Source organism: Eubacterium sp. 3_1_31, from assembly GCF_964249515.1.
Lineage (GTDB): Bacteria > Bacillota_I > Bacilli_A > Erysipelotrichales > Erysipelotrichaceae > Longicatena > Longicatena caecimuris.
Map to the genome: position 1 here is coordinate 1 of NZ_CAXUBY010000055.1, position 17,340 is coordinate 17,340.

The following is a 17,340-nucleotide window of genomic DNA, read 5'->3' on the forward strand; positions in this document are numbered from 1 at the left end:
TTTTACTAGCACTTGTTTTTGTCATGCTTTTTCAATCTTTTTCAAAAATGCTTGACTTCTTAATAGTTAGCTCCTTAGAAATAAAAAATACATATCAAGCATCTCTTAATATGTACACTAAAAACCGTTGAATTGTGTAATTAATATAGTGCATCTTCTTAAGACCATAAGTAAGACCTCCTATAAAAATATAAAGACGTACCTGCCTGCCAAGCAAACAAGTACGTCTCGAACAAAAAGAAAGAGTAATTGTTTGCTTGTAGCCCGTGAATTTACGGCTCACGGCTAGAAACTCTCCATCCATATTATGGAGTATATACAAGCATATTGTCAATACATGATTATTTTACTAAACTTCCTATGGTATTACAATAGGTTTTCTTAATTTTTACATATATTTATACAGGTTTATTATCATTTTTACCTGTATTCAATATAGCATAGAAACGGTTGCTAAAAATAACAGATAAAAACAAAGCCTGTGTCCCCTTGCTACATAAGTAGTTTGATATCCTCGTTCATTAATTTCTGAAAATATCTTAATTTTTTAATACCTTCTTGCGTCTATGCTACTTTGTGTTACAATGTAGTTGAAGGAAGTACCTTGTGTAACAAAGTAGAGGTGATTGCATGTATGACAAAACACAGCTGATGCGTGGGAGTCTGGAAGGATGTATTCTCAAGATTATCGAAAAGCAAACAACATATGGCTATGAGATTTTAATGGGCATGAAAGAAGCCGGCTGGATAGATGTCAGTGAAGGTACCTTGTATCCCATATTATTGCGCTTAGAAAAACAACATTATATCAAGGCTGAGAAAAAAGCATCACCGCTAGGTCCTAAACGTAAGTATTATCAGATTACAGAAGCAGGCAAAATGTATTTAGCTGAATTTTACGAAAATTGGCAAATTCTAGAACATACCATGCATGTATTATTCGATGATAGAAAAGATACGTAATAATATAATGCATAATGTTTATGCAGGTGGTACAAGAGCATAATCGAAAGGAGTGAACACGATGAAAGATACAGGAAACTTAAACAAGGAATATCGTAAAGTTTATCAAACAATGTGTGAGTATCTATATACAAAAAACATAAACAAACTCATTCGTAAAGATATCTTAGCAGACATTTTAGCAATCGCCGAAGAAGGACAACTGCGTGGAGCTTCACCACATGAAACCTTTGGCGATTATGAAAGTTTCTGTGATGAGGTATCAAAAAATGCCATTGCGGAAACAAAGTTAGAAACAATTTCTTTATACCTAGGTGCCTTTCTTATGTTATTTAGTTTAAGCTTCTTAAAAGAATTACTTTTTTCCTTACAAACGACCCTACAACTTGGCTATCTGCTTTATGACAGAGCAGACTTCTGTATGTACTTCACAGATTTCTTAATGATAACTTTAGTTATGTATATCTATCAAAGATATGCTTTCCATCTACCTAAAATGCGTATTCTTATCATAATTATAGGCTTTATTGTTATTGATGGCGGTATGTATTTAATAGCTCCTTATCTCCTGCCAGCTAAGATGCATATTCCTTTATTATTTATTGGTTGTATTTGTTTCATTTGTGTAATCATGCTAAGTTTGTCTTACTGGCTGCGGCATAAGCATTATCAACAGTTTCTTAACTACAAGAGTACATCAGGAGGTGAGAATGATATTTTACAAAAATAAATTAGATGAGCGTGGTCTTAATAGCGATTATCTAACAACCTTCCATTTAATGAAAGATTATTTAACTAGCAAGCATATTAATCGTTTGGTTTTGTATGACATTCTAGAAGATATTCTTGTGATGGCTTTGGATAATCAACAGCGCAATTTAAAGCCTAAAGAAGTTTTTGGAGATTACCAACAGTTCTGTGATGAGATTTCCCGCAATGCCGTAAAAGAAACAACGATAGAAAAAGTAGGTTTATATGGCGGACTGCTATGCATTTTTATCACACTTCTTTTCCTAATCGGAATCTTCAATAACCATGGTGAGATACGTTTTACTGCAGATGAACTTATACGCTATATTTTGACATTTATAGGTATCCCTATGACCAAATCAACCGTTTATCCTTTCGTTTAGAATTTGGTCGTTACGCCATTATGATACCCCTCTATGCTTTACTAATTTGTATAATGCCTCCTATGTTATCGCCTTATTTGCCTCATTCTATTATAATTCCTATAGTTTTTATTGGCATATGTATTCTCTTAACACCTATTTTGTTATACCTGTACTTTCATACACAGCATAAGAATTACTTTTCCTATAAAGAAGCAGCATAAAAACGGAGGTGTCTTTATGAAAAATAAAGTAAAAGATCTGCACCACGATTATAAAAAAGTATATACAAAGATTGCTCGTAATTTATCCTCTCGTCATATCAGCAATACTGTATTCCGTGATATTCTTGACGATGTGCTCGCCTTAGCCTTGGATAATCAACAACGTGACATCCCAACAGAAGAAGCTTTCGGTGATCTTGAAGAGTTCTGCAATCAAATCAGCGAAAATGCTGTAAAAGAAACCATGCTAGAACATATTTTGCGTTTATTATACATCTTTTCCGGTGCTATCTTCATCTTCTTTATCATGATCTTGCTTTTGTCTTTGATAGGTCTTGATGATACGACATCTATTTCTTTCACACACTATACATTTACCTTTACTGTAAATGATTTCTGTACCGCTCTTGCCGTATCTGCTGCCATTTTATTAGCTGATTTTGCACAAGGCCGCACTGTTTTGCGTTTTAAAGAATATAGTTGGATCATCTATATAATTATTTATGCTGTTTGCTATATAGGTATCATGCTTTGGGCAAATACACACTATACCGGAACTATCACCATCTCTTTCTTAGCGCTATGTATCATCTTATGTGTCATAGGTGCTATTTCAATTTTCTATCATATACTATGCCGCAAACAATTTAAGAAATATAAAGGCTTATGATATAGGCAGAAAGATTGCAATTCCGGCAAATTTCCCCTATGATATTGCTAAGTGAGGTGGCTATTATGAAAGTCTTATTTATTGAATATCCGAAATGCTCCACATGTCAAAAAGCGAAAAAGCACTTACTATCCCTTGGTGTCGAAGTAGAAGCGCGACACATTGTGGAAGATACCCCAAGTGTTGAAGAGTTAACCGCATGGTGGAAGCGCAGTGGACTTCCCTTGAAAAAATTCTTTAATACCAGTGGTAATTTATACAAAGAACTACATATGAAAGAACGTCTTCCTTTGATGAGCGAGGAAGAACAATTGAAATTGCTGAGTGAGCATGGCATGTTAATCAAACGTCCGCTTCTTGTAACAGAGCAAGTTGTTCTTGTTGGCTTTAAAGAAGAGAATTACACAAACTTATGTTCACAGTCTTGATTTTATGATATATTTAAAGAAAGTATATTGAGGTGATTGCATGAAATTAGGGGAATCTTTAGAAGATTATTTAGAAACATTGCTGATATTGGAAGAAACCGGAAAAATTCGCTGTGTGGATGTCGCAAGTCGCATGCATGTATCCAAACCCAGTGTAAACAAAGCCATGAATGTGTTAAAAGAAAAAGGGTATGTCTTACAAGAAAGCTATGGAGATATTCATCTCACCGATGCCGGAAGAGATTTGGCAAAAAGTATTTATTTGCGTCATGAAACCATCAGCGGTTTTTTACAAGATGTACTTGGTGTCAGTGCTGAAAATGCTGATGAGGATGCCTGTCACATTGAACATGTCATCAGTGAGGAGACCTTTCAAAAACTGATGGATTTTAAAAACAAATATGCGAAATAAGCTGAAGAAACATCAACATCATTGCTGACTTCCTTCAGTTTTTTTATGACTTTTTTATAATCAGCCGCATAACCCTTATATGAATACCTTGTACAGATTCTTTATCCATCATGATCTACATCTTTTTCATAACTCTACTAACAGTCGATTGATTATAAAAGCATGACACTGTAAGATATAGCCAGGAGGTGTATGTATGGATCAGATAAATAATGAAAAAGTCGGTTCGTATATAAGTGAATTAAGAAAAGCAAAAAAGCTTACACAAAAAGATTTAGCTGACAAGTTGTATGTATCAGATAAAACCGTAAGTAAATGGGAGCGTGGAGTAAGCATGCCCAGCATACCCTTGCTTATGCCCCTAGCAAATTTATTTGATTTCACTGTTACTGAACTACTAAAAGGTGAGCATCAGAATATCGAATCCTTGAAGCCATGCGATATTCATGCATACGATCACGTCATCTATCACACGCTACAACGGCATCGAAAACATTGGATCATCGCATATTTCCTATGCATCATCATCTTTTTCTTTGAAATTATCATGTTTACTATGGCAGATATCTCGATATCAGACTTACAAAGCAGCATAACTACTAGTGTTATCATCTTATTATTAGGAGGATATTTTTGTTTTCTTACCCCAAAGGTATTACCTTCCTATTACGATTCAAATAAGATTCATTATGTTATGCATGGTATTTTCAGAATACATTGTACCGGTTTATCTTTCCATAATGGGAATTGGCCATATATCTGTACCACAATTAAGAGTTGGGCACTGCTATCTGCTGATGTATTCATTCTCATCCACGGTATATGTATAAAATTATATGGTTCAACAGTTACAAGCAACATACAGGGCGTTTTACTAACCTTTCTTTTTTGTAGCTTAATACTTGCTATATATTATATAGGTAAAAAGTATGAATGATATAAAGAGTAGAAATACCTTTAAACTTTCCATTGTCAATATAAAATAAAGATAAGAAAATAGTATTTATCTAATAAATAAAATCTTCTTATCTTTTTTGTTTTTCAAAGTTCCTATAACCGCAATGTATTATAAAATAACCTTTGATAATTTCTTTCTAATTGCTCAGCCAACTCAGCTTCACTCATACCCTTTATTTCACATAAGCGTTGAAAGGTTACTTCAACATACATCGGCTCATTTTGTTTGCCGCGATGTGGATGCGGTGTAAGATATGGGCTGTCTGTTTCAACAAACAATCTGTCTACAGAAAGTTTTTCAGCAACCTCTGGAGCTCCTCTTGAATTTTTAAATGTCAATGGTCCGCCATAGGAAATATAAAAGCCTAATTTCATTGCCTCAACAGCTGTCTCATAACTTCCGCTGTAACAGTGGAAAATTCCTTGTAAAGGTCTGTGTTCTTTCAAGATGTCAAGCGTGTCCTTTGTGGCTTCTCGCATATGTATAAGAATCGGAATGTGGTATTTTTTCGCCATTTCAAGCTGACGTATAAAGCCTTTTATCTGATCTTCTCTTTTTACGTCATCCCAATGATAATCCAAACCTATTTCACCAAGTGCACACAACTCATGATGCTGTAATAAGCTTTCCAATCGTACATAATCTTTTTCTTCAAATTTATATAGATCATTGGGATGAAAGCCTAACGCAATATCAAAGATTGCAGGATGTTGCTTTTTTAAACTTTTTGCACGTTCAAATTCTTTAAAATTCGTACAAACAATCAGCATTCTTCCTACATGATGCCTTTTTGCATTTTCAATCACATCATCAATGCGTTCAAATAGATCATCACATGTGATATGACAATGAGTATCTGTTAATGTATAGTCCATACTTTTCACCTTCTTTTTAAGAATCTGCTTCTGTAACCAGTCGATTAAAAACCATCCTATATTTACTTACCTAAACAGAAATTAGCAAATAATGTGTCTAATAAATCTTCTCGATGTACTTCTCCTAATATTTCTTTTAATGCCGTATAAGCTTCCTGTATATCGATTTCTACCACATCAAGTTCAAGTCCCATCGCAATCGCATCAACAGCTGACAGCATACTTTTTTTGGCTTTCATCATTTGTGATATTTGTCGTTCATTCGCTAATACGGGCTCTTCTATAACAATTTTATGACTGTCAAATAATCGATGTACTTCATGTATTAACGGTTCAATTTCATGATGTTGAGCAGAAATGCATATGCCTTCTATATGTTGATTAAGATCTTTTTTATTATATACAATAATTCTTGTCTTATTTTCAGTCATTTGCATCAGTTGCTGATCTTCTTCATCCAATGGACGACTGGCATCTAAAACTAAAATAATTAATTGTGCATCTTCGATAGCTTTCATACTTCTTTCGATACCGATTTTTTCAACAACATCTTCTGTTTCACGAATTCCCGCTGTATCTATCAAATTCAAAGTCAAACCACCCAAGTGAATATGACCTTCCACAATATCTCTGGTGGTTCCTGCTATTTCGGTAACAATTGCTTTATCTTCTTCCAGAAGGGCATTTAACAAGCTGCTTTTCCCAACATTTGGTTTTCCGATAATCGCTGTTTTGATACCTTCTTTCATCATTTGTCCACTTTCAGCACGTTCTAATAATTGATCAATTTGTGAAAGCCATTTTTGAATCTTAGGAAGTATCACTTCATTGCTCAACATCTCAACATCATCATATTCAGGGTAATCGATATTCACTTCTATATTCGCGATAATATCTAAAATATTTTTAATGAATGGCTCTAATAATTTTTTTACACTTCCGCGAATCCCATGCATTGCTAATTTCCGACTCTCATTAGAATCCGCAAGAATCATATCGTTAATAGCTTCTGCCTGTGTCAAATCAATTCGGCCATTTAAAAATGCTCTGCGCGTGAATTCTCCCGGCTCTGCTAAGCGTGCCCCCTGCATCAGACAAAGTTGCAGAATCTTTTTTGTCACATAACGGCCGCCATGGCAATTGATCTCTACGATATCCTCTCTTGTAAATGTTTTAGGAGCACGAAAAACCGATACTAACACCTCATCAATTTCCTCTTTTGTAATAGGGTCTAGGATAAAACCATAACTGATTGTATGACTTTTTTTTGATGTCAGATCGATCGAACATAAGGAATCAACAATTTGAATGGCCGCATCACCACTCATTCGTATGATCGAGATGGCGCCATCTACAGCTGCTGTTGAAATTGCCGCAATGGTATCTTGTAACATGTATAAACACCTGCCGTTTCTAACGTATATTGTATCATGTATATCACCATTTTTCCTATTCGTTTACCATCTTTTTCGCAGATAACGCATAAATTGTATGCTTTTGTAGATGCTTTGGGAAAAACAAGAAAATAACGCATAGCTGATATACACTACACTTTTCTTTCAAGCATCCTATTTTTGTAAAAGCGGCATTTCTGTTTTGTTACCATTTCTTAGTGCTTAATGAAACGTAAGAATTTTATGTAGTAAAAACGCTTGAAAACAGGTATAATAAATATGCTTATCATTACAAGAAAGGGCTGAAAACATGGCAAAAAAAAGCACGAATAAAAAGGCGTTCTATAAAAAGCCTGAATTTTATTTCATATTGATATATGCCGTACTTACTTTAGCATTTATCGTTCAAGCATTTACAATTAATCTGATTCCTATGAAATATTTTATGATACTTGCTGTATTGCTTCTGTTACTATTATTGGCAATGTATTATTTACAGATGGGTAAAAGAGTAAATCGATTTAACCGAGCTTTAGGAAAAGTTCTCATCGTTATTCTTTCCTTATTATTAGCTGTAGGTAATTGGTATATATTTAAAACAAGTGATGCTTTCTCAAAAATGACAGGTAGTGATACCGATGTATCTATCCTATCCGTTGTTGTTATGAAAGATAGCAAAATGAAAGAAATCAATGACTTAAAGGATAAGAAACTTGGCACAATCTCTATTGGTGATTCAGAAACCCAAAATAAGGCATTGACAGATATTGAAAAAGATTTAGGATCTAAGCCAGTTACCATTAGCTATTCTTCTTATAAGAAATATGGTGATGACTTATACAATGGAAATGTGGACGCAATCTTAGTTAACGAAGGTTCTCGCGGGATGTTTGAAGAAGAACACTCTGATTTTAACAAAAAGACACGTGTCATTAAAGAATACCGATATGAGACCAAATCAAAAGCATTGGCAAAAGGTGTTGACGTTACCGAAGATCCATTTAATGTGTATATTACCGGTATTGATACTTATGGTTCTATCGCTACTGTATCGCGTTCCGATGTTAATATGATCGTATCTATTAACCCTAAAACACATCAGATTTTAATGACCGGTGTACCTCGTGATTTCTATATTCCTCAGGTATGTCAAGATAATCAGCTTGATAAATTGACCCATACAGGTATCTTTGGTGTTGATTGTACTTTGAAATCAGTTGAGAACTTTATGGATATCAAATTAAATTATTATGCACGTGTAAATTTCTCAAGTTTAATTAATATTGTCGATGCATTAGGTGGTATCACAGTAAATTCTCCATTTGCCTTTACGACAAATAACGGATATCAAATCAATGTCGGTGAGAATAATTTGAGTGGTGAAGCAGCCCTTGGCTTTGTTCGTGAACGTTATTCATTAGCTGACGGTGATCGTGAACGTAGCCGTAATCAAATGCGCGCTTTGACAGCTATTATCAACAAAGCCTTATCCCCTACGATTATCACAAACTATACAGGTATTATGAGTGCTGTAAGCGGCAGCTTCCAGACAAATATGTCACAAAGTGAAATGACAGCATTTGTAAAAGCACAGTTGAATGATATGAGTGGCTGGGATATCAAGCAAATTCAAGTGAGTGGCCGCGGCGCAACCAAGTGGACACCGGCTAATGGATTTAATGCCTATGTTATGGTACCAAATGAAGCCTGTGTAACGAATGCTATTAAGTTAATTAAAAAGATAGATAAAGGTGAAACCATTACACAAGCAGATATTGATCATCAAAATGAGCTTGTTTCAAAAGCCGGATAATACTATCTGTTATAGGGAAGTTTCGTCTTTATCGTTTCTTCGAAAAGACATCATGACGTATCCCAATTATTAGTAGCGATAGTTCTTATCTTTCAAATGAAGGAAGTAATCTTATCTTAAAGAATAAAGTAATCTCAATAGAAAAGAAGAAGTTTGTAAACCTGTTGGATATGATTTCATTCAGTATCCATAACCTGCAACCTTCTTCTTTTTTTCTTCCATCGTGTAATGAATTTGCCTTTAATTTGCAATATGATGATGAAAAACCGGCGTTGTATCATCGATGATCCGGAATTCAAAGCCTTGTTGTATATAACTGTTTAACAGCGTAGGCAAAGCCTCAACAGTAGCTTTATTGGCACCTCCATCATGCATAAGCATCATGACCGTATCCTGATTTCTTACTTCTTTTAGCCCTGTGTTTATCAAAGAATCCACGCTTGTATAACAATTTCCATCGCCATTCGAAGCATTCCAGTCATAATAGTGATACCCATGTTCCTCAACTTTTTTAGCTAATTTACTCATAATCTTAGAGGCATATTTCCGTGAGACTGTATTACTGACACCACCTGGAAAACGTAGAATTTTTGTCCTTTTACCTGTTTGTTTCTCAATGATATCGTTCATTTTTTCAACATCTTTAAAATAACCATCTACACTTGTATAAATTGTTTTATAGTCATGTGCATATGTATGAACTCCTATCGCATGGCCTCTTTTCACCTCTTCTTTAATCATATTTATATGATCTGGGCTTTCTGCTGTTACGAAAAAGGTTGCTTTCACATGGAAACGATCTAGAATATCTAATATTTCTTGCGTATTCTGACTTGGACCATCATCAAAGGTAAGATACATCACTTTTTTCTTCTCGCTGCTTACCTTAATCAATTCAGCAGATGGCAAGACGGATGCCATCATCGCAATTACTAGCAAAAAACCACAACAACACAAAAACACACGCTTTGCTAATTGCTTATCCATACAATCACCTCATGAGTTATTGTTCCCCGAGGTGTTAACTTTATTTGCGATGGCAGATTCTTTTCGTAAACTGCCTCGACTTACCGAATGTAATGCCATGCATAATTTAAATACCTCAGCAGATTCTACTCTGATGTACTTTCTTGTGAATTCAAAGAATTATAATGTTTCTTCCTTTCTGAAATTACATTTCTATAGTAAAATAAAAGACAAGGAGGGATAGTATGCAAATTGATTCATCTCTTATTCATGCCTTTTTACATGATTTACCTATGGAACAAAGCAGCGGATATTCCTATGTATCTGGCTTTCAACAACCAGATAGCAAACGTAAAGATGTCGTTTCCGCATTATTAAGTGAACTGGAAACGATTGTCGAGGAATTCCCGGTATTTAATCAAGATATCTGGTTAAGCTTATTTTCCGATATGGATGAGCTTCTTGCTTCATTAACCATCATACCGGTTGTCGGAAGTACCTCAGCCCCAATGCGTACCGAAGTTTTCAAGCATAACGTTATCATTTTAGATCTGATTCATATTGCTGATTATACAAGAATCCTCTCTCAAATGACTTATATCATGCAAAATTATATCACTTTGGAAATAACCAAGCTTTGTATACGTCATCGTTACCCTTTGTCAACTCACCATTATCTTGACATGCTAGATGATATGACATTTACTCATGGGCTGGCTAATTGGTTAGCCTGGAATCGCAATTGTAAAGAGTATAAATTTCAAGATGTCCGCTATGAGCCTCACAAAGAAAAAGCATTTGGCATGTTGGCACAAGCTATTACAATTGAAAATAAAGCTTTGCAGCATACCGTATTGCATAAAGCATTACATAGTGACTTTTGGAATCAATTCACGGCAGTAGCCGGTATGTTTTATTTTGATGATGTTTATCATGATATAGGAAAAGATGGTATCTTATTGCTTTATCGACATGGGCCTAAACATTTTATTCACACCATTTTTCATACAAACGATAAATAGAACATACGTTTCTTAAAAAGCTAAGTACCATGAGTTATCAAGAAAAGTTTAATGAATTATAATGAAGTTTGTTGAATTATAAAGAAAATTTCGATGATTTACAAATAAGTTTAATGAATTATAAAGAAGTATGTTAAATTATGAAATAAAGTTTAATAAGTTATAAGAATAGAAAAGCAATAAAATATCCTTTATAAAGACTTATATAAGAAAAGAGTCGTGACACTACACGGTATCTCTCACATTTGCCACTTCATTTGTGAGAATACATTCGTATATGCCTTGACTCTTTTTTAATAAATATTTTATGATATTTAATAATTGTTAGGAGATGCCTCTTCAGGAGAGCCATGTTGCTGTTCTGCCTTGATTTCAAAATGAATCATCAATGACAACAGTGCTCTTAGAAGAATGATCGCACCTAAAATGAGGATTTCATTTAGACTGCGGACAAGAACCGTCTTTAAAATTTCGGCTCCCATCTTAAATTCCAGTCCCAATGCCAGAGCATTTGCTAATTCGATACGTATCGGGTATCGTTTCTTTGTCAGAAAAGCCTTACTATAATGATAGAAAGCCTTAACCGAACCGAAGGTGATTACTGCAATCCCAATCAGTTCCAGTAAAGAAATAATTTCTGGCAGGAATTGTGCAACGATATGTTCCAGCATATAAATTCCTTTCTATGTATTTTTTTATTCAGCGTAACGGGAAACAATTGGACTTACCGGGCGGTTTTCTTCAATTGCCTTAATGACATCACCAAGTACCGGTCCAACAGATAATACTTTCATTTCTGGATACTGAGCAGCTTTTTCATCTTGTGCAATTGTATTTGTACAGATGAAACCTGCTAAATTACTTGCTTTTAAACGATCAATTGCTGGTCCGCTTAATACCCCATGTACACAAGATGCGTATACAGCGGTAGCACCCTTTTCATACAACATGTTAATACCTGCTGTTAATGTTCCGGCAGTATCTACAATGTCATCTACCATGATGGCAACCTTACCATTTACATCACCAATGATATTCATCGCTTCTGCCACATTTGGTTTTGGACGACGTTTATCGATAATAGCCAATGGTGCATGCAGAATCTCCGCTAACTTACGCGCACGCGTAGTTCCTCCATGGTCCGGAGATACAACAACTACATCCTGCAGATTTAATTCCTTGAAATATTTACCGATGATTGGTATTGCTGAAATATCATCCGCCGGAATATCGAAGAATCCCTGAATCTGTGTAGCATGAAGTTCCATTGTGATTACACGGTTAGCTCCTGCTCTTTCAAGTAAATCAGCAACTAACTTTGAGGTGATTGGCTGTCTTGGTTTTGCCTTACGATCCTGACGTGCATAGCCAAAGTATGGCATTACGACAGAAATATGTCCGGCGCTGGCACGTTTGCAGGCATCAATAGCAATCAACACCTCCATGATGTTACTGGAAACCGGTGCGCAGGTAGACTGTACGATAAAGACATTCTTACCACGTACAGATTCCCCAAGTTCAACCATGATTTCTCCATCGGAGAAGTGTTTTACATCACACTGTCCCAGAGGAATACCCAGTTGACTGACGATTTCATTTGCCAGACCCACACTGGATGTTAACGCAAATACTACTGTTTTGTTTTCCATTGTTCCCTATTCCTTTCCTATTTGTTCTTATACTTTGATCCATAACCTTTCTTTATGGACTGACGAGAGCGGGCAATTCCCATATCACCATCATCTACTGAATCAGTAATTGTAGAACCTGCCGCAAGCAAAGCGTTTTCGCCAATGGTCACAGGCGCAATCAGATTACAATTGCTGCCAATAAATGCACCATCTTTAATCGTCGTGCGATATTTGTTCTTACCATCGTAATTGACGGTCACAACACCACAGCCAAAGTTGACACGCTCGCCAACATCACTGTCTCCCACATACGTTAAGTGCGCACATTTACTTCCATTGCCAAAGTGTGAGTTTTTAAATTCCACAAAATTTCCAATACGACAATTCTCACCAATTTCCGTATTGTTTCTTAAATGTGACATAGGACCGATTGTTGTCTTAGCCCCTACCTTACTTTCAACAATTTTGCTGCTATCAATGGTCACACCATCTTCAATAAGCGCATTGCGCAAGAAAGAATTCGGTAAAATTGTCACATGGGAACCTATCTTAGTGTTTCCCTGTAGATGCACATTGGGATAAATCGTTGTATCCTCTCCGATTTCCACATCAGCATCAATATAGGTGTTGTCTGGATCCAGAATGGTCACACCATTTAACATGTGTTTATGATTAATGTGCTTTTTCATCCAGCTATTGGCTTTTGCTAAATCAACACGATCATTCACACCCATGGTTTCCTCTGCATCATCTACGATCATCGCATTTACCTTTTCATTATGCTTATGAAAAATTTCTACCAGATCTGTTAAATAATACTCATTCTGGGCATTGTTGGTGGTGATTTCTTTTAAACCATCAAACAGCTTGCTGGTCTTGAAACAGAAAATTCCAGTATTGATTTCTTTAATGGCTAATTCCTCAGCACTGCAATCTTTTGCTTCAACGATTTTTTCAACCATACCATCACGATTACGTACTATACGTCCATAACGCTCACCATCCGCTAATACGCTAGTCAATACGGTACATGCATAGTTTTGATTCGCCGCAAATGCTTTCAGAATTGTTTCTTTCTGAATACAAGGTCCATCCCCATTTACGATAATGGTATCGCCGTCTTCTTCAGCTAATGCCTTAGCTTGCATGACAGCATGCCCGGTACCCAACTGCGGTTCCTGTAATGCATATTCTACGTCATCTTGTAAATACTCCTTGACGCTATTTGCTCCATGTCCGACAACAACAATGATTCGATCAACCTCGGCAGCCCTTAATGCCGCGATAATATGTCCGATCATCGGTTTATTTAACACCGGATGCATGACTTTACATAGTGAGGATTTCATTCTGGTACCTTTACCAGCCGCTAATACTATTGCAGATTTCATAAAAAAATTACCTCCATTCCTATTTTATCAAAAAAGCCAAGTAAAAAAAAGGTATATCGCCTATTTCCTACCCAATTTCCGTTGTTTTCCATATGTTTACGAATGTGTACTTCACCATGAAGATTAAATGTGGCAATGTTCCTTAACCTATGATACCATGTAGACATAAGGCAGGTTGATAAATTTATGAACGATAAAATGCTATTTCTTTTTGATGTTGATGGTACACTCATTGATACAGAAACCCATCAAATTCCCCTTTCTACAATCACAGCCTTACAACAGCTGCATAAACAAGGGCATTTACTGGGAATATCAACAGGACGTTCTTTGCCATCATTGAAGAATGGCGGTTTTGCTTCCTTAATTGATTGGGATTTTTTCTTATGTAACAATGGTCAGGCAATCTTTAATAAAAAACAAGAAATCTTACATCTCGCCTGTATTCCTCAAGCGAGTGTTGAAAAGTGTATGCAGGTGGCACATGCCCAACAAAATCCTATATTGATAATTCATGGAGAAGGTGAATATCTTACTGCTGCGCCTAATGAGCTGGTTTATCAGGCATTGGATTTTTTTAAAGAACTTGTTCCAGAAGTTAAGCCTTATGATGGACAACCTGTCATCATGATGATCGCTTACGGTCCCTTACAATACGATTATGCATCTTATCATGAAATTGATGGTATACATATTATTCCCGGATTATCCACGTATGCCGACATCGTATTAAAAGATTATCATAAATATAAAGGCATCCAATACTTGTTAAAACATCTGCAAATGGATTCCTACATTGCCTTTGGGGATAGTTTAAACGATGTAGAAATGTTGACACATGCTGCCATAGGCATTGCTATGGGAAATGCTCATGAAGATGTAAAAGCAATCGCTGATTATGTAACGACAAAGGTTAGTGAAGATGGTATCCTGCAAGCATTAACTTCCTTACATTTTTTGTAATTTTAATTCAAGTAAGCCTTAATTTTAAGTAGTAACTGTTTTCTTATGCTATTTATGATAATATTCTAATGATCACATCACGGTGAAACATGATACAAAAAAAGAATCCTTGGCAATTCATTCACGCAATGATTTACTGAAATAGGTTTGAATATTATCTCTTTCAAGTAATCTCATGCTTAGAACTTGCTGATGATTCTTTTTCTTTATTCACTTCATATCCTAGTTGTATAAGATTTCCAAAAGCCGATAGGAATGTATTTCATCTGATACTAACATTTCCATATAAAGGATCCTCATTCATCATCTCATGCTTTTGGTAAACCATCCATTGATAAAGGGAACACAAGCTGTACTATAAAAATGTCTTCTACCTCCTGAATCACTAAAGTAGCATTCATGTAAGACAGCATTTTTCGTACACTCTTTAATCCGATATAAGAACTTTCTTCTTTTGAAATATCCTCTTTCTTATCATTTTTAATACACATGCATAACTGCTTTTCTTCACAGCGTAAACTTATTTCCACTTGTGATGACCCATATTTGCGGATATTTGATAATAAATTATCGAATATTCTTTTTAACAAACTCGTTTCAGCCATAATCTTAAATGGTTTTGCGTCAATAAGCAGCTGAATCTCAAAACCACTGTCAATCAATTCATTGCCAAAGGCCTCGAGCATCACATTTACCTGATCTTGATCCATCAGCTGCAATTGGATATTCTCATCCTGTGCATAGATTAGGAAATGCGTAAATAAACGATCAGACATATCTTTAATTTGATCAGCCTTTATTTTACACTTACGAATATATTCCGAACGCTCTTCTTCATTCTTATATATTTTCATGTCAAGAATATCAAGATAACCAAGGAGGGAGGTCAATGGCGTACGTAAATCATGACTCATCGCTGTAACCAAATCTTGATTTGCTTGTTTTGCTTCTTTTTCACTTCGCATGTTTTCATCTAATACAGAACGCAATTGGTTCAATTGAATTGCTAGATCTGTTAATTCATCTTTACCTTCATAAAGAATTGGATGTTGGAAATCTCCACTTTCTATCAGCTTCATTTCATCCCCTATTTTTAGGATGTAATTTATTTTACGGCGGATATAGCGCATGATCAGTAATAGAAATAGCATCACACAAAGCACAATAGCACCTATTACATACAGCTCCATAAACCAAACACCTTGATAAGAATACACGGTCAAATTATATGTACCATCATAAAATTTTAATGTATAATCTTCATATTGTGGATAATATAACGTTAATAGAAAAGAAGATGTTTCTATGTATACATCCTTTTCCAAAGGACTGGCATGATCCGTATAATAGACCCCTTCAGAATCATATAGCTGCATCGTAAGATGGCGATATTCTTTCATTTCTTCACGGATGCGTTTCTGATCATTTTTTGATATATGTTTCTTGGTAATCGTAGTTTGCAATTGAGCTACCGATTCAGCTGTTGATTTTGTTAAGGCTGTTTCATCAATAATGAAATGAAAAACGCGATAACGGTTCATGAACAAAATAGCAAATAATAAAGCACTGGCCACAAAAGAAATTAACACTATCATAACCAGTTTGATACTTAATCTGGATATTCGTGTTTTTCTAATCAAAGCGATACCCCTTTCCCCAAATAGTACGTATATACTTAGGATTGGAAGGATCAACTAATAATTTTTTCCTTAAATTCCGTATATGTACCATGATCGTGTTATTGGCAGTATATAAATAGGATTCATCCCATATGCTTTCGTATAATTCTTTATTAGAAAAGACGCGCTTAGGATTGGTAATCAGTAATTGCAAGATACGATACTCTATCTCGGTAAGATTTACTTCTTCATCACCAACCCATACACGATTACTATTTTGATCCACTTTCAAATCATTACGTTCTATAATATTACTTTCCTCAATATTACTTTTTCCGCGATATACATAAAAACGACGTATAAGAGCATTTACACGAGATAAAAGCTCGCTATAGGAAAATGGTTTAATAAGATAATCATCGCCACCACTGTTAAAGCCGTCTTCTTTATCTTGATCTAAAGTCTTTGCCGTAAGAAATAAGATAGGTACATTGGTTAATTCACGGATACGTCGACATGTCTTAAAACCATCCATACCGGGCATCATGATATCTAAGATAATAAGATCCTGTGCTTCGCATTTTGTAATAGCTTCTGCACCATTGTCAGCTTCATTCACAATATATCCTTCATTACTTAATAGTACATTGACCACTTCTCGGATTTCTTTATTATCATCTACGATCAGGACATTATATGCCATACCATCACCTGGTATATTGTAATGAACTCACCTAAGCAGTCATCCTTACAATATACGCATCCTTTCTATACAATGTTTTCGTCTTCATTATATAACATTTATATGAAAACACTAGTAAATAGTGTCTGCTGAGCAAACTGAAAACACTTGATTTTACTGACTTTTGCCCCATTTTCTGGTATAATGATTGCAAGGA

Annotated in this window: 18 protein-coding genes and 1 riboswitch; of the genes, 10 read left to right on the forward strand and 8 right to left on the reverse strand. The window is 35.4% G+C overall.

Translation table 11 applies throughout. The features are described from left to right. Window positions 1-240: 240 nt before the first annotated feature. Window positions 241-342, reverse strand: a riboswitch (purine riboswitch). 288 nt (window positions 343-630) lie between these two features. From ACESSZ_RS14775 to ACESSZ_RS14805, 7 genes are all read left to right on the forward strand, one after another. After that, window positions 631-963, forward strand: a complete 333-nt coding sequence (locus ACESSZ_RS14775; protein WP_008690291.1) for a PadR family transcriptional regulator — start codon at window positions 631-633, stop codon at window positions 961-963. A gap of 61 nt (window positions 964-1,024) precedes the next feature. Next, entirely contained in the window at window positions 1,025-1,693 is a 669-nt protein-coding gene (locus tag ACESSZ_RS14780) for a hypothetical protein (protein ID WP_008690290.1), read from the forward strand. Then, the gene (locus ACESSZ_RS14785; protein ID WP_008690289.1) at window positions 1,674-2,096 is read left to right on the forward strand and encodes a hypothetical protein; all 423 of its coding nucleotides are present in this window, start codon (window positions 1,674-1,676) and stop codon (window positions 2,094-2,096) included. Before ACESSZ_RS14780 ends, ACESSZ_RS14785 begins: the two co-directional genes overlap by 20 nt. 219 nt (window positions 2,097-2,315) lie before the next feature. Then, complete coding sequence (locus ACESSZ_RS14790; protein ID WP_008690288.1) at window positions 2,316-2,969, forward strand: membrane protein; 654 nt, start codon at window positions 2,316-2,318, stop codon at window positions 2,967-2,969. Between the two features lie 65 nt (window positions 2,970-3,034). After that, window positions 3,035-3,397, forward strand: coding sequence for an arsenate reductase family protein (locus ACESSZ_RS14795; protein WP_008690286.1), 363 nt, complete (start codon window positions 3,035-3,037; stop codon window positions 3,395-3,397). A gap of 40 nt (window positions 3,398-3,437) precedes the next feature. Then, window positions 3,438-3,809, forward strand: a complete 372-nt coding sequence (locus ACESSZ_RS14800; protein ID WP_008690284.1) for a metal-dependent transcriptional regulator — start codon at window positions 3,438-3,440, stop codon at window positions 3,807-3,809. A gap of 196 nt (window positions 3,810-4,005) precedes the next feature. After that, the gene (locus ACESSZ_RS14805) at window positions 4,006-4,746 is read left to right on the forward strand and encodes a helix-turn-helix domain-containing protein (protein ID WP_008690283.1); all 741 of its coding nucleotides are present in this window, start codon (window positions 4,006-4,008) and stop codon (window positions 4,744-4,746) included. Window positions 4,747-4,859: 113 nt separating this feature from the next. Here the strand turns inward: ACESSZ_RS14805 and ACESSZ_RS14810 are convergent, their stop codons facing one another. After that, window positions 4,860-5,642, reverse strand: coding sequence for a TatD family hydrolase (locus ACESSZ_RS14810; protein ID WP_008690282.1), 783 nt, complete (start codon window positions 5,640-5,642; stop codon window positions 4,860-4,862). A 62-nt stretch (window positions 5,643-5,704) separates the two neighbouring features. Continuing rightward, the gene (gene mnmE, locus ACESSZ_RS14815) at window positions 5,705-7,036 is read right to left on the reverse strand and encodes a tRNA uridine-5-carboxymethylaminomethyl(34) synthesis GTPase MnmE (RefSeq protein ID WP_008690281.1); all 1,332 of its coding nucleotides are present in this window, start codon (window positions 7,034-7,036) and stop codon (window positions 5,705-5,707) included. 310 nt (window positions 7,037-7,346) lie between these two features. Here mnmE and ACESSZ_RS14820 point away from each other — a divergent pair, with 310 nt between their 5' ends. Beyond that, a complete protein-coding gene (locus tag ACESSZ_RS14820) occupies window positions 7,347-8,849 on the forward strand; it encodes an LCP family protein (RefSeq protein ID WP_008690280.1) in 1,503 nt (500 codons plus the stop codon). Between the two features lie 240 nt (window positions 8,850-9,089). Here the strand turns inward: ACESSZ_RS14820 and ACESSZ_RS14825 are convergent, their stop codons facing one another. Beyond that, window positions 9,090-9,836 (reverse strand): polysaccharide deacetylase family protein, encoded by a 747-nt coding sequence (locus ACESSZ_RS14825; RefSeq protein WP_008690279.1) that lies wholly within the window; start codon window positions 9,834-9,836, stop codon window positions 9,090-9,092. Window positions 9,837-10,060: 224 nt separating this feature from the next. Between ACESSZ_RS14825 and ACESSZ_RS14830 the strand changes: the two genes are divergently transcribed. Next, window positions 10,061-10,837, forward strand: coding sequence for a hypothetical protein (locus ACESSZ_RS14830; RefSeq protein WP_008690278.1), 777 nt, complete (start codon window positions 10,061-10,063; stop codon window positions 10,835-10,837). A 314-nt stretch (window positions 10,838-11,151) separates the two neighbouring features. Here the strand turns inward: ACESSZ_RS14830 and ACESSZ_RS14835 are convergent, their stop codons facing one another. The 3 genes from ACESSZ_RS14835 to glmU are packed head-to-tail and all read right to left on the reverse strand — an operon-like array spanning window position 11,152 to window position 13,859. Beyond that, window positions 11,152-11,508: a DUF1622 domain-containing protein gene (locus ACESSZ_RS14835; protein WP_008690277.1), complete on the reverse strand. Its 357-nt coding sequence runs from the start codon at window positions 11,506-11,508 to the stop codon at window positions 11,152-11,154. A 24-nt stretch (window positions 11,509-11,532) separates the two neighbouring features. After that, a complete protein-coding gene (locus tag ACESSZ_RS14840) occupies window positions 11,533-12,486 on the reverse strand; it encodes a ribose-phosphate diphosphokinase (protein ID WP_008690275.1) in 954 nt (317 codons plus the stop codon). Between the two features lie 17 nt (window positions 12,487-12,503). Next, window positions 12,504-13,859, reverse strand: a complete 1,356-nt coding sequence (glmU, locus tag ACESSZ_RS14845) for a bifunctional UDP-N-acetylglucosamine diphosphorylase/glucosamine-1-phosphate N-acetyltransferase GlmU (protein WP_008690274.1) — start codon at window positions 13,857-13,859, stop codon at window positions 12,504-12,506. A 186-nt stretch (window positions 13,860-14,045) separates the two neighbouring features. Between glmU and ACESSZ_RS14850 the strand changes: the two genes are divergently transcribed. After that, complete coding sequence (locus ACESSZ_RS14850; protein ID WP_008690273.1) at window positions 14,046-14,822, forward strand: Cof-type HAD-IIB family hydrolase; 777 nt, start codon at window positions 14,046-14,048, stop codon at window positions 14,820-14,822. A 308-nt stretch (window positions 14,823-15,130) separates the two neighbouring features. Here the strand turns inward: ACESSZ_RS14850 and ACESSZ_RS14855 are convergent, their stop codons facing one another. After that, the gene (locus ACESSZ_RS14855; protein WP_499842873.1) at window positions 15,131-16,462 is read right to left on the reverse strand and encodes a HAMP domain-containing sensor histidine kinase; all 1,332 of its coding nucleotides are present in this window, start codon (window positions 16,460-16,462) and stop codon (window positions 15,131-15,133) included. After that, window positions 16,455-17,144, reverse strand: a complete 690-nt coding sequence (locus ACESSZ_RS14860; protein ID WP_008690271.1) for a response regulator transcription factor — start codon at window positions 17,142-17,144, stop codon at window positions 16,455-16,457. The genes ACESSZ_RS14855 and ACESSZ_RS14860 overlap by 8 nt, the downstream gene beginning before the upstream one ends. Window positions 17,145-17,340 lie beyond the last annotated feature (196 nt).